The 13,873-nt window shown below is 38.4% G+C and carries 10 protein-coding genes; 1 reads left to right on the top strand and 9 read right to left on the bottom strand.

The features are described from left to right. Positions 1-16: 16 nt before the first annotated feature. Positions 17-2,479, bottom strand: coding sequence for an endopeptidase La (gene lon / locus LVD15_RS11550; protein WP_233780483.1), 2,463 nt, complete (start codon positions 2,477-2,479; stop codon positions 17-19). 288 nt (positions 2,480-2,767) lie between these two features. On the opposite strand from lon, the gene LVD15_RS11545 reads away from it, so the two are divergent. Further along, positions 2,768-4,627 (top strand): OmpA family protein, encoded by a 1,860-nt coding sequence (locus LVD15_RS11545; protein WP_233780482.1) that lies wholly within the window; start codon positions 2,768-2,770, stop codon positions 4,625-4,627. A 57-nt stretch (positions 4,628-4,684) separates the two neighbouring features. On the opposite strand, the gene LVD15_RS11540 is transcribed toward LVD15_RS11545, so the two are convergent. The 8 genes from LVD15_RS11540 to LVD15_RS11505 all read right to left on the bottom strand — a co-directional run bounded on the left by LVD15_RS11540 (position 4,685) and on the right by LVD15_RS11505 (position 13,858). After that, the gene (locus LVD15_RS11540; protein WP_233780481.1) at positions 4,685-5,284 is read right to left on the bottom strand and encodes an FMN-dependent NADH-azoreductase; all 600 of its coding nucleotides are present in this window, start codon (positions 5,282-5,284) and stop codon (positions 4,685-4,687) included. A 147-nt stretch (positions 5,285-5,431) separates the two neighbouring features. Continuing rightward, a complete protein-coding gene (gene tsf / locus LVD15_RS11535) occupies positions 5,432-6,262 on the bottom strand; it encodes a translation elongation factor Ts (protein ID WP_233780480.1) in 831 nt (276 codons plus the stop codon). 108 nt (positions 6,263-6,370) lie between these two features. Further along, on the bottom strand, positions 6,371-7,141 hold the full coding sequence (rpsB, locus tag LVD15_RS11530) for a 30S ribosomal protein S2 (protein ID WP_233780479.1): 771 nt from the start codon (positions 7,139-7,141) through the stop codon (positions 6,371-6,373). Between the two features lie 42 nt (positions 7,142-7,183). Next, a complete protein-coding gene (gene rpsI, locus LVD15_RS11525; RefSeq protein ID WP_233780478.1) occupies positions 7,184-7,570 on the bottom strand; it encodes a 30S ribosomal protein S9 in 387 nt (128 codons plus the stop codon). 3 nt (positions 7,571-7,573) lie between these two features. Beyond that, a complete protein-coding gene (gene rplM / locus LVD15_RS11520) occupies positions 7,574-8,017 on the bottom strand; it encodes a 50S ribosomal protein L13 (RefSeq protein WP_233780477.1) in 444 nt (147 codons plus the stop codon). 119 nt (positions 8,018-8,136) lie between these two features. Next, complete coding sequence (locus LVD15_RS11515; RefSeq protein ID WP_233780476.1) at positions 8,137-8,853, bottom strand: RluA family pseudouridine synthase; 717 nt, start codon at positions 8,851-8,853, stop codon at positions 8,137-8,139. Between the two features lie 198 nt (positions 8,854-9,051). Next, positions 9,052-10,701: a SusD/RagB family nutrient-binding outer membrane lipoprotein gene (locus tag LVD15_RS11510; RefSeq protein WP_233780475.1), complete on the bottom strand. Its 1,650-nt coding sequence runs from the start codon at positions 10,699-10,701 to the stop codon at positions 9,052-9,054. Positions 10,702-10,753: 52 nt separating this feature from the next. Next, the gene (locus LVD15_RS11505) at positions 10,754-13,858 is read right to left on the bottom strand and encodes a SusC/RagA family TonB-linked outer membrane protein (protein WP_233780474.1); all 3,105 of its coding nucleotides are present in this window, start codon (positions 13,856-13,858) and stop codon (positions 10,754-10,756) included. Positions 13,859-13,873 lie beyond the last annotated feature (15 nt).

Genomic DNA, 13,873 nt, shown 5'->3' with positions numbered 1-13,873 from the left:
CCAATGAAGCTCAAACTTATTCCTTATTAGCCGGATCGGCAAAACTAAACTTCATCGGGCCCTTCACCTTCTCTTTCAATAAGGCGATATTTAACACCTCGCCAATATTACTTACATAATTTATTTTAAGGTCTTTAATGTATCGGTCATCGATCTCCTCAATATCACGTTTATTTCTTTCCGATAGAATTATCTCCTTAATTCCAGCCCTTTTAGCCGCCAGGATTTTTTCTTTAATTCCTCCTACGGGCAATACTTTACCTCTTAAAGTGATCTCTCCGGTCATAGCCAGCTTATCTTTCACCTTTCTCTGAGTATAAATAGAAGCCAAAGAAGTAAGCATAGTAATACCGGCAGAAGGGCCATCTTTAGGCACTGCTCCGGCGGGCACGTGCACATGCAGATCATATTGATCAAAAGCACGATGATCTATCCCCAAGGACTCAGCATTGGCTCTTAAATATGAAACAGCGGCCATAGCCGATTCTTTCATTACATCGCCTAATTGTCCTGAGAGGGTTAACTTGCCCTTTCCTTTACTAAGGCTCGATTCTATAAATAAAATCTCTCCACCTACTTGGGTCCAGGCTAAACCTGTAACCACACCGGCGATATCATTGCCCTGATAAAGCTCCTTGTCAAATCTTTCTCCACCTAAAACTTTCACCACTTCCTCAGCAGTTATAGTTTGGTTATACTCCTCATCCATAGCTATTGATTTAGCTACGTTTCTAACCACAGAGCCTAATGTCCTTTCAAGACTTCTCACTCCGGATTCTCTGGTATACCCTTCTATTACTTTTTCAATAGCCTTTTTCTGGAAGGTAGCATCTTTAGACTTCAACCCATGTTCCTTTTTCTGCTTAGGAATAAGGTGCTTTTTAGCTATCTCCACTTTCTCTTCCTGAGTATATCCTGAAATCTCTATGATCTCCATTCTATCTCTAAGTGCCGGATGGATAGTTTCCAAAGAATTAGCCGTAGCTATAAATAATACTTTAGAGAGGTCATACTCCAGTTCCAGGTAGTTATCTACAAATTCACTATTCTGCTCAGGATCAAGCACCTCTAGCAAAGCAGAGGCAGGGTCTCCTCTAAAATCTGAACTTACCTTATCTATTTCATCCAAAATAAATACTGGATTTGAAGATTTGGCCTTTTTTAAATTCTGAATAATCTTACCTGGAAGCGCTCCTACATAGGTTTTTCTATGACCTCTTATTTCGGCCTCATCATGCACACCACCAAGTGACATTCTGACATATTTCCTTTTTAGGGCTTTGGCTATAGATCTACCTAAAGAGGTTTTACCTACTCCTGGAGGGCCATAAAGACATAAAATAGGGCCTTTCATATCTTGCTTTAACTTAAGCACTGCCAGGTATTCTATAATTCTGTCCTTCACTTTTTCCATTCCAAAGTGATCTTTGTCCAGAATTTTCTTAGCACGCTTAAGATCAAAATCATCCTCAGTAAACTCATTCCAAGGCAGGTCCAGCATCAGCTCCACGTAATTCATGGCCACCGGATATTCTGCTGCCGCTGGATTCATTCTTAAGATCTTATCCAGCTCCTTATTGAAATGCGTAGCTACTTCATCAGGCCAGTTCTTTTCTTCTCCCCGCTTACGCAAAGCCTCCACTTCCTGATCTGGTCCATCATGCCCCAGCTCATCTTGAAGCACCTTGATCTGCTGTCTGAGATAATAATCTCTTTGCTGCTGATCTATATCAGTATGTACTTTTTTCTGAATATCATATTTCAGTTCCAAAAGCTGAATTTCTTTCAGCATATACTGAAGTAGTAGAGTAGCTCTTTCACTGCCGTCGTTAATTTCTAAAAGCTTTTGCTTATCAGCTACTTCGGCATTAAGGTTAGATGAAAGGAAGTGCGTAAGAAAGCCTAAATCATGAATATTATCTAAGGCCATTTGAGCCTCTTGCGGTATCTCAGGATTAAGCTTTAATATTTTTGAAGCAGCATCTTTTAATGATTGAATAATAGCCTTTATCTCTTTCTCATCATCTTTAGGATAAGTGCTGGTTAAAAGCTCTATCCCTGCAGTAATATAAGGCTCTTCCTGCTTTATCTCCTTAATAGAGAACCTGCTTTTACCTTGAATAATTATGGTAGTATTACCATCAGGCAATACCAGCATTTTGATAATCTTAGCTACAGTACCTATCTGATATATATCATCTATGGCAGGATCTTCAGTATTTATATTCTTTTGCGCTACAACTCCTATAAACCTATCTCCCTGATAAGCATCCTTTACCAGTTTGATTGATTTTTTCCTTCCTACGGTGATAGGAATTACTACTCCGGGAAATAGCACAGTATTCCTTATGGGTAGTATAGATACCTCCTCAGGTAGGTTATCCAGATCCTCTTTTGAACTTTCCTCTGGATTAATAAGTTGTATTAAGTCTTCTGAGTCGTCCTGCACTAGATCTGAAAAAAACAATTTATTGAACATATATGTTGTCTTAAATACTTTAATATGCCATAATGACACATTATTAATACAAATTTCCTAAATTTCGGATTGACCAAGTAAAGGTCAATAGCTATGCCAAAAAACATTTTTTAAACTCATTTGAAAAAATTACTTTCCTATAACAAACTTAGGTTCAACACTAAAAAGAAGAGGTGGTTGACGTGGATGAATCGAGGAGGTTTAATTATAATTATTATTACCTTCTTTAATAGTGTTGCATTTAACCAGGTTCATAAATCAGGGGGTGTATTAAATGTTAACGACTCAGTGTCAAGATTTAGCGACTCTGATCTGTTTAACTTCCCTAATGTGAACAAGGTGCCTTATTATTATAATGAAAGCAAGCTAAAAACCATAAAAAAACTTCATGCTCAAAAAGATTGGGAAAAGCTATACCCAGCCCTTAGAGCGTATGTGAAAAACTTTGGTGTAATGAACTTTTACCGCGACACCTACTGGCTCTGGCAGCTAGCCAAATTGACAGAAATACAAGGTAGAACGCACGAGGCACAATTACTCTATAAGCTGGTATTAAAACACCACCGAGAAGATATTGATATTAATGAAATTGAGGCTTATTATGATTCTCTTACTACTAATGAGAAAGATTATTATGTGCCTTTAAAGTATTATTATGAGCTGGTTGACTATAGAAAAGAGGTTGACACACTGATTCCTCCTAGAAGCGTACTGCTTAATATGGGAGACATAGTAAACTCAGACTTATCAGATTATGCTCCTACCCTGAGCTCTAATGATGATGTATTAATATTCACTTCTAAAAGAAATTCTCACTTTCGTGGAGTAGATCCGGTTAATGATGAAGATCTTTTTATGACCCGTTATGAATACAACGGATGGAATAAGGCTACGGAACTGAAAAAGTTAAACACCCAATACAATGAAGGCTCAGCCACCTTAAGCAAAGATGGTAAAACCATGTTTTTCGCCAGATGTAATTCTCCGGATTCCTACGGAGACTGCGACCTTTTTGTTAGCCACCTGGAAGAAGATAGTACATGGGGAGTAGCTACCAACTTGGGAGCCGACATCAACAGTATTACCTGGGATTCGCATCCCTCTCTTTCTCACAACGAAGATACACTCTATTTTGCCTCCGACAGAATAGGAGGCTTTGGTCTTTCTGATATTTACTATAGCACTAAAGATGAAAATGGTAAATGGGGCAAGGCTAAAAACATGGGACCGATCATTAACACCAGAAACTCTGAAGTGAGTCCGTTTTTTCATCTCAAAAAGCACGTTCTCTATTTTAGCTCCAATGGCCAAAACCTTAATTTCGGAGAATTTGATATCTATAAGTCCTACTATGATGGAGATAACTGGACCGAACCACAAAACATTGGTCCGTTAGTTAACGGGCCGGGCAGTGAATTTTACTTCACTATAGACTCAAAATCAGATAAACTGTACTATGCTCGTTCGGTAAAGGATAATATGCTGAACCTCGACTTATATTCATTTCCGGTGCCTATGGAAGCTCAGCCAGGAGCTACTACCAGAGTAACCGGTTCTTTAACTAACGAAGAGAATGGAGAGCCGTTCAAAGGAATTGTTTCTATTATTGACCTTGATAACGGCATAGAGGTGGCGCCAAAATTCTTAAGACCAGATGGGAGCTTCGAGTTCAATTTGATCAATAATAATAACTACCTGCTTATTATTCAAGGAGAAGAGTTCTTCAGAATAGAAGAAATTTTCTATTTAGATGGGGAGATGGAACTGCACAGAACCACAAGACCTATATCCAGCAAAATCAAATTTCAATCTATGGAGTTTGAAGAAAACAAGGCAGACTTAACTACTCCTATGTATGGAGATTTAGATAAAATTGCTGATTTCATGCTAGACAACCCAGACTTTTACCTCCGCATAAACGGTCATACAGACTCTGATGGCAAGGAAGATTTCAACCTGAAATTATCACAAGACCGAGCTGATATCATAAAAGAGTATCTGGTAAATTTTGGAGGAGTAGAAGAATTTAGGATTTCGGCTAAAGGCTATGGAAGTTCACAACCAATAGTTAAGGAAGTAACCCAGGAGGACAAACATCTAAACAGAAGGGTGGAGTTTCAGATCTACAGGGAAAACGAAGAACAATAGAAAAGGCTGCTAAAATTAGCAGCCCGTTTCCAAATCCCTATATATAAACTTACCCAATTATACGCTTACTGAGTTTATACCATTTTCTAAAGCTGATTCCTTTAATTCAGGCACTGCAGTACCTTCAACTCTGAAAATAGTAACGTCATCCATTCCCATAAATGCAAGAATGGTTTTCAAATAAGGTGCTACAAAATCAAATGCTACCATGTCTCCTTGTGAATAAACACCACCAGAAGCCATAGCGATATACACTTTCTTTCCTTTAACCAAGCCCTCAGGACCTGCATCAGTATAACGGAAAGTTACGCCAGCTTTAGTGATATGATCTATCCACGCTTTTAGAGTAGATGGTACTCCAAAATTATAAAGAGGTGCGTCTATCACTATAATATCAGCATCCATAACCTCTGCAATAGCCTCATCCGAAATCTGAGCATGCTCTTGCTGCTCTTCTGTTCTGTCCTCGGCAGGAGTAAAAATAGCTCCTACAATTTCTCCATCGATGTGAGGAAAATCCTTCTTCGCAATATCTCTCTCTACAACCGAAATTTCAGGATCCTGTTCTTTTAACTTAGCAACAATAGTATCTCCTAACTTGGTGCTAAATGCTTCGTCTCCCCTGAAACTAGATTTAATTCTTAAAACTTTGCTCATAACTAAATTTCAATGTTTAAACAAAGATATAAACTTACCTACTTACACGCAAGTTTTTAAGCCCTTTCTGACCTTGCTTATTTCTACGGCATAAAAAAAGGCCATTCCTGTTTAGGAATGGCCTTTCAATATTCTTAGGATAATACCTTATCCGATAGAAACTCTTTTAAATTCAGATACAGTTAAACCTTTACTGATAGAATCTAAGTATTTAGCTACAGTTAAAGAGCTATCTTTAACAAACTGCTGATTTAACAAAGTATTATCTTTGTAGAATCTTTCAAGCTTACCATTAGCAATTTTTTCAATGATTGCGTCAGGCTTACCTTCTGCTCTAGCTTGCTCTTTACCAATTTCTAATTCTTTCTCTACAGTAGAAGCATCAACACCATCTTTATCAACCGCTACAGGGTTCATAGCAGCTATTTGCATACCTACGTCTTTACCTGCTTCCTGTACGTCTGCTCCGTTCACTCCTTTAAGAGAAACAAGAACACCTAATTTATTTCCTGCATGGATATATGGTACTACAGCCTCACCATCAACAATTACGTACTCGCTTATTTCGATTTTTTCACCGATTTTACCTACAAGTTCAGTAATTTTTTCTTCAACAGTAACATCACCAATTTTTTCAGCTTTAAGAGCCTCAATGTCAGCAGGCGCTTTATCAAAGGCAACATCAAGAATAGCGTTACCCAAGTTTAAGAACTCTTCGTTTTTACCTACGAAGTCAGTCTCACAGTTTAATGCAATCAGAATACCTTTAGTACCTTCAGCATTGGTTTTAACGAAGACAGATCCTTCTGTAACTTCTCTATCAGCTCGAGAAGCAGACACTTTTTGGCCTTTTTTTCTTAGAAGGTCAATTGCTTGATCAAAATCACCGTCAGCTTCAGTTAGTGCCTTTTTACAGTCCATCATTCCGGCACCGGTCATTTGCCTTAGCTTATTTACGTCTTTCGCTGTAATAGCCATAGTTTTCTAATTTATAAATGCTTAAAGTTAATTTAGTACATAAAAAAATTGAACATCAGTGTAAATCCAATGTTCAACTTTTTCCTTTTCAATATATATCTATTTTTTTTACTTCTCTGCAGTCTCGTTTTCGTCAACCTGTTTCTTAGCTTCCTCTTCCTTCTTCAAGTTAGCTTCTTCTTTATCTTTCTTTCTCTCCATAAGACCTTCTTCTACGATCTTACCCACGTACTGAGTAATTAAAGAGATAGATTTGAAAGCATCGTCGTTTGCAGGAATAGGGAAGTCAACACCTGTAGGATCAGAGTTAGTATCCACCATTGCAAATACAGGGATATTTAATTTCTGAGCTTCTTTCACTGCAATGTGTTCTCTTTTCACATCGATAACGAATAAAGCTGCAGGTAATCTATTAAGGTCAGAGATACCACCTAAAACTCTTTCAAGTTTTTCTTTCTCTCTAGAAACCATTAATCTTTCCCTTTTCGCAAGGTTTTGGTAAGCTTCGTCCTTCATCATTTTATCAATTGAAGACATTTTCTTCAATGATTTTCTGATAGTAGCAAAGTTAGTTAACATACCACCTAACCATCTGTCAGTTACGAAAGGCATATTTAACTTTTTAGCTTCAGCATTAACTACATCCTGAGCTTGTTTTTTAGTTGCTACAAAAAGAACTTTTCTTCCTGATCTTACTATGTTCTTAAGTGCAAAAGATGCTTTGTCGAGGCACTCAAGGGTCTTATTTAAATCAATAATGTGGATCCCGTTCCTTTCCATGAAAATGTACTGAGCCATTCTAGGATCCCACTTTCTCGTTAAGTGTCCGAAGTGAACACCAGCATCAAGTAAGTCTTTATATTCTAATTTATCTGCCATTATAATATTTTTTCTCGGTTGTAAAATTACAGCCTTTAAGCATTAACGCTTACTGAACTGGAATCTTCTTCTCGCTTTTCTACGACCGTATTTCTTTCTTTCCACCATTCTAGGGTCCCTAGTAAGGAAACCTTCTTTTTTAAGTGGGGGTCTAAATTCAGTATCGATATCTACTAAACCTCTAGACACAGCCAAACGGATAGCCTCGGCTTGTCCTGCAGGACCACCTCCATCAACATTTACTTTGATATCATAAGATCCGTCTACCTCTACGATATTAAGAGGCTGTCTTACGATAGTTCGTAGAATCTCAGAAGGAAAGTAATCTTCTAAAGTTCTGTTGTTAACGGTGATCTCACCATTTCCAGCAGTCATATAAATTCTGGCTACTGAAGTTTTTCTTCTTCCTATTGAACTTATTACTTCCATCAATTAAAATTTAATTTCTTTTGGTTGTTGCGCTTCATGCGGATGCTCAGCACCCTCATACACGTATAAATTTTTAAATATGGCGCGTCCTAGTCTTCCTTTTGGTAGCATACCTCTTACGGCTCTCTCTACCAATAGTCTTGAAGACTTAGCCATTAATTCCTTAGGAGTAGCAGAGCGCTGTCCTCCCGGATATCCGGTGTGTGATACATAAACCTTGTCGGTCCATTTTTTACCGGTAAGCCTGATCTTATCTGCGTTAATAACGATTACGTTATCACCACAATCTACATTAGGAGTGAATCCAGGCTTGTTTTTCCCTCTAATTACTTTCGCAACCTCACTGGCCAACCTTCCAAGAACTTTAGAATCAGCATCTACGATGATCCATTCTTTGTTAACGGTTGCCTTGTTAGCCGAAACTGTCTTATAACTTAAAGTATCCACGCTATAAAAGCTTTATTTTTTTGAAATAGATATTTTCTCCTTGAAAAAGGAACGCAAAGATAGAAGTATAAAATTTCATATGCAACATCAGTACATAAATATTTACATACTTCCGCTTTTTATGCATATTTGTCGAGTTGTTTTAGAAGCACCTGATAGTCTTTTGGGTAAGGAGCTTCTATACTTTTCCTATCTCCGTTCATTAAAGTGAACTCCAGGCTCCTGGCATGAAGGGCCAATCTTTTAATTAAAGGCTGTTCTTCACTTTCTTTCTTCAAGTTAAAATGTTTTTTGAATTGAGACAAATAAATTAACTCTCCTCCATAATAATTATCTCCGGCAATGGGAGCTCCCTGATTAGCTAAGTGTATTCTGATCTGGTGCATTCTACCTGTTACAGGCTTACAAGCGATCAAAGTATGACTGCGAAATGCCTGAAGGGTTTGAAAATGTGTTTGAGCTTCTTTGCCTCCTCTTTTATCTATTCTCACTGTTCCATTGGAGAGTTTTTGAATAGGTAAGTCTATTAAAAGATCGCTAAAATCATGAATACCATCACTCACGGCATGGTACAGCTTTTCTACTTTTCTGTTTTCAAACTGCATTGACAGCTCCCGATAGGCTTCAGGATTTTTGGCTATGGCCAATGCCCCAGATGTTTCTTTATCTAGCCTATGACCTACCTGAGCATCTTCATGATAGCCTTTAGCCAGAGAAAGAATATTTACATGATCATTTCTATCACTAAGTGTAGATATAAAAGGAGGTTTGTTGATTACGATATAATCATTATCCTCCCAAAGAATAAGATCTTTAAACACAATTTTTTTTGCCATCGTGCAAAGTTAACCAACAGAAAGCCTGTAGGAAGCGATAAGATTATTTTTTTTGAGAGATAATAACTATAAAATATTTTTTAAGTCAAATTGAGGCACTCAAAATATTCTCCCATTTTAAATAGAAAAACATTTCGAGCACGTCAATGTGACATTCAAGAATCTGGCTACTACTTATATATAGCCAGATAATATATTTTATTTAGCCCACCATAATGTGGTGCTTTGTAAGTCTGGACCTTGTCTGCTCAGTGCTTCTTGCAAGTTATTTCCGTTAGTACTTACTTCATTACTTCCGTACCTCATACGCTGAGGGTAAGCTCCATTAAGCTCTCCTCCAAAACCATAAATATCAGGATCATCTACTCCTGCTGCTACGTTAGCCGGGTACCCTGATTTACGCACCACTGCCCAAGCTTCAAAACCATCAGTATAGTCTGCTACCCAACGCTGTGTATTGATTTTCTCCAGCATTTCGTCATCTGTACCTGTAAGTGTAGCCATAGGCGAGTTGGCAATAAAGTCGTTAATGGCCGCTTCATCTACCTCCCAAAGCAACATACTTTGTCTAATACCTTCTTGAAAGAGAGCATTAGCGTCACCTCCATAACCTCTTACAGCTGCTTCAGCCCTAAGGAAATAAGCTTCTCCTGCCGAAAGAATGATTTCCGGGAAAATATCTCCAGAATTTTTAGGCATAATTATACGCTCTGCAGGAATAGAGAAGAAATTATAGTTAGCAAAATAGAAGCTGGTTATGTTCAATCTTCCTGGTAGCCCCACATAATATGTATTAGGTGCCATTCTAATATTAATTCTTGATTCTCCTGCTACGGTAGTATCCGTTCTGGTATACTCCACGCCGGCATCATCAAGGTTACTAAGCATAAGGTCCACGATCTTCTCCTCAGCAGCAGAAGAAGGCTGAGGCATTAGACAAGCACCTCCAATTGCTGGGGCAGCGTACTTTTCAAGTCTCGGGTCATTATTATCTCTCAAATAGTCTATTAAATACTTACTTACTGTCCAATTAGAACCTAACCCGAAGTTATGCCAAACATCTCCATAAACAGAGCTGGTAAACTGATCAATAACATTATCCTTTTCCAATAAAGCATTTTCTTCTGGTAATTCTATTAAAGGGGCATTAATAGCTTCAGTAATGGCTGCTTCCGCAAAATCAGCTCCTTCAGCACCCAGAGCTCTTAAGGCCATTCTTAACTTAAGCGTGTTGGCGAGCTTTTTCCACTTTTGTAAATCACCACCATAATAAAGGTCATTCTCTGCCAGATCCTGCAATGCTTCTCCCGTGGTAGTAGCATCACCTATCATCTCCATAGCGGTATTGAGCTCTTCAATAACGCCTGCGTAAATATCTCTATGAGCATCAAAACCAGGACTCAACACATCAGCTACACCTGCTTCAGAGTAAGGTACCTCACCAAAAATATCTGTATACTTTTGATAATATAATCCTTTTAAAATAAGGCCAACAGCATACATTCGCTGATTTTCAAAATCGCCTCCTTGAATGGTCAAATCGAGAAATACATCGATATCACGCAGATAACCAGCCAACCAATCCCAAGTAGCATCAGTATAGGCAGCATCATAGGCATAACATAATTCTCCTGACCACCAGCCTCCATCAAAGCCAATAGCGAAATGGCCTGCAAACCTATCCCCATGCAGCAACGGGCCTCTCCAATATGGAAAACGATCAGGCGCAAAAAGCTTAAACTGAGGATTAGTAAGGAAATACCTACCACTAGCCTCTTCTGTTCTTACTACACCTGGTTCCTGATTTATTTCATCAAAATCTGAGGTACATGAAAATGATATAATCATGCACACCAATATTATATAATATATAGATTTCATTTCTATTGCTTTAATATTTTTAGAAGTTAACTGACACACTAAAACCGTAAGTTCTGGTAGTAGGCATGTTATAAAACAGTACACCTTGCCCAAAAGAGGTGGTGCTGTAACTTGATTCAGGATCGAAGTTGTCAATCTTCTTAGAGAGGAAGAAAAGGTTTCTACCTATAAGACCTATTGTTGCACTCTTAATAAATGTGTCACCAATTATAGATTGTGGTAATCGGTACATCAGAGATACTTCTCTCATACGAATGTTAGTCTGATCATACACATAATTAGAAGCAATACCACTAAGTGCTCCATAATACTGCTGAGCATTAACATTGGTAGTATTACGTTCATAAACTACTTGTCCGGCATCTTGAGGAGTAGTTTCTACCACACCGTCAAGCACTACACCTTCTTGCCTATATTGTAAAGTTCTTTCTGATACCCCAGCGGCATCTAAACCTGCATCAGCTCCAGAATATACTTCACCTCCAATTCTGGCATCAATCAAAAGTCTTAAAGTAAAATCTTTATAAGTGAATGTATTCATTAATCCACCTACCCAGTCTGGCTGGTAATTTCCCAGATAAACTCTTTCTGATGAGGCCCTAGGTGTACCATCGGCATTTATGATGATATTACCTTCGGGGTCTCTCATGTAATCTGTACCATAAATATCTCCAAAACCTCCGCCTGCAGTGGCCTGAACTACTACTGTACCTCCGTTAGTATTACTGAACACATAATTATCTACATTATCAATCAATTCTTCTAGCTTATTACGGTTATGCGCCATGTTAACGGACACATCCCAAGAGAAATCAGAAGTTTGGATAGGTGAACCCCCTAACAAAATTTCAACCCCTTGATTAGTCATATAACCCACATTAGTATTGAAAAACTGATATCCAGAATTTGCCGAAACGCCTACACCCCATATCAAGTCTTCTGATTTGATGTGATAATAAGTGAACTCCCCATAAATACGATTATTGAGCATTTTCCACTCTAAACCAGTTTCTACAGTAACCACTTGTTCTGGTCCTATTTCGGTATCATATAAAGTTTCTCGTCTTGAAAGTGTTGTTCTTCCCAAGTATCCCTGGGCATCCAAATTATAGGTATTATCTAACTGATAAGGATCAGTATCATTACCCACTTGTGCCCAACTACCTCTCACTTTCATGAAGTTTAGGAAGTTCTGATCAGGATCTATAAACTCATTAACCAACACTGATAAACTTGCTGAAGGATAAAAATAAGACATGTTATCAGCTGGCAATGATGATGACCAATCATTTCTGGCAGTTATATCTAAAAATATGGTTTCTTGAAATGAAAGCTGTGCAGATCCATAAAGCGAGTTCACTTTCTTAGGCTTAAGAAACGAATAAGTAGGCAATAATGTGATCGCACTTTCTACTGTAGCCTGGGTCGGGATTTTAAAACCTGTACCATTGAATCTATAGTTTAAATCCTCTTCATAGCGATGGTTACCGCCCACATTCATAGAGAATGAAAAATCATCACTAAGTTTATCATTATAGCTTAGTAAGAAATCTGCATTAATTTCTTTCGACTTGCTGGTACCGTAACTGAATCGGCCAGTGCCATAAAACCAGTGGCCATAGCTATTTACTGTTTCAATATTCTGATCCACAAAATCTCCTCCTATTCTACCGAATGCAGAAAAGTTGTCAGTAAACTGGTAATTGATCTTAAAATAACCGTAGGTTCTGTTTCTTACATCATCATTGCGATCATTATAAAGCACCCAATATGGATTAGGAGTATCACTTGCAGGCCCTCCGTCTGGCAACATAGTATATGATCTCACAGCAAAACTTCCCTCTTGCTGGTAATCCTTCAAATCATTAATATCTACATTTCTGGGAATAGTGTACAAATCAGACATAATCCCTTCTGTACCTAAAGTAGGCCTATTAGAACCTTTGATGTTAGCATAAGTAACTTTACCGTCAAAAGAAAGCTTGTCAGTAAGCTCCATATAAGCTCTCATGTTAAAATTATGCTTATTCACTTCCGAGTTAGGCAAAATAGAATTAGCCAGCGCATTGGTATAAGAGAATCTTACATTAGCCTTCTCATTTCCTCCTGAAAGTGTGAGGGTATTGATAATATTAGAACCTGTTCTAAAGAAATCCTTAACATTATCGGGTTGAGCAGAGTATGCTCTGGAATCTTCAGCAAAGTAAGGTTTTTGACTTCCATCTAAAGCTGCACCCCATGAATTTCTTGTAGAAAGATCAACTGATCCTTGAGACCCTTGTCCGTACTCATTCTGAAATTCTGGCAACACTAAAGGATCAGAAAACATAACACTAGATGAAAAACCTACGCCAAGACCTTTTCTGGCTCCACCTTTTTTAGTGGTAATGAGTATAACACCATTACTGGCTCTGGAACCATAAAGCGCTGCAGCATTAGCTCCCTTCAGAACGGACATAGAGGCTATATCATCGGGGTTAATATCGGCAATACCATTTCCATAGTCTGCTCTTGAATATTCATCTGCTATGTTTTGGTTTGAAGACCCGAAACCGCTGTTATCCATAGGCACCCCGTCTATAACATATAAAGGTTGGTTGCTGCCCGTAAGCGAGTTATTACCTCTCAAAACCACCCTAGAACTACTGCCCGGCCCAAAAGTACTTGGCGATACTACCACACCTGCCACTTTACCAGCCAGAGAGTTAATTACATTAGATTCTTTTACGGTAGAGACTTCTTCGCCACTCACCTCGGTTATGGAATATCCCAGGGCTTTTTTCTCCCTTTCCACCCCTAAAGCAGTTACTACTACTTCATTAAGTTCGGTAACATCTGAAGACAATTCTACATTAATAGTACTTCTTCCATTTATTGAAATAGTCTGGGATTCATACCCCACAAAAGAAAAGACAAGAGGTGCGTTACCGCCCACACTTAAGCTGTAGCTGCCAGATGCATCGGTAATTGTCCCATTGCTGGTCCCTTGTTCTAGTACGGCTACTCCGGGAATAGGCTGATTTTCAGCTTTGTCAACGACCTTCCCCGTAATTACAATTTGAGCCCTGGCATCAAAAATGCACAAGACTCCTACCATCACTAACACCAGTGATATTCTAGTCATAATAGTTAATTTTAG

Source organism: Fulvivirga maritima, from assembly GCF_021389955.1.
GTDB lineage: Bacteria > Bacteroidota > Bacteroidia > Cytophagales > Cyclobacteriaceae > Fulvivirga > Fulvivirga maritima.
This window is presented reverse-complemented; position numbering and strand designations above follow the sequence as displayed.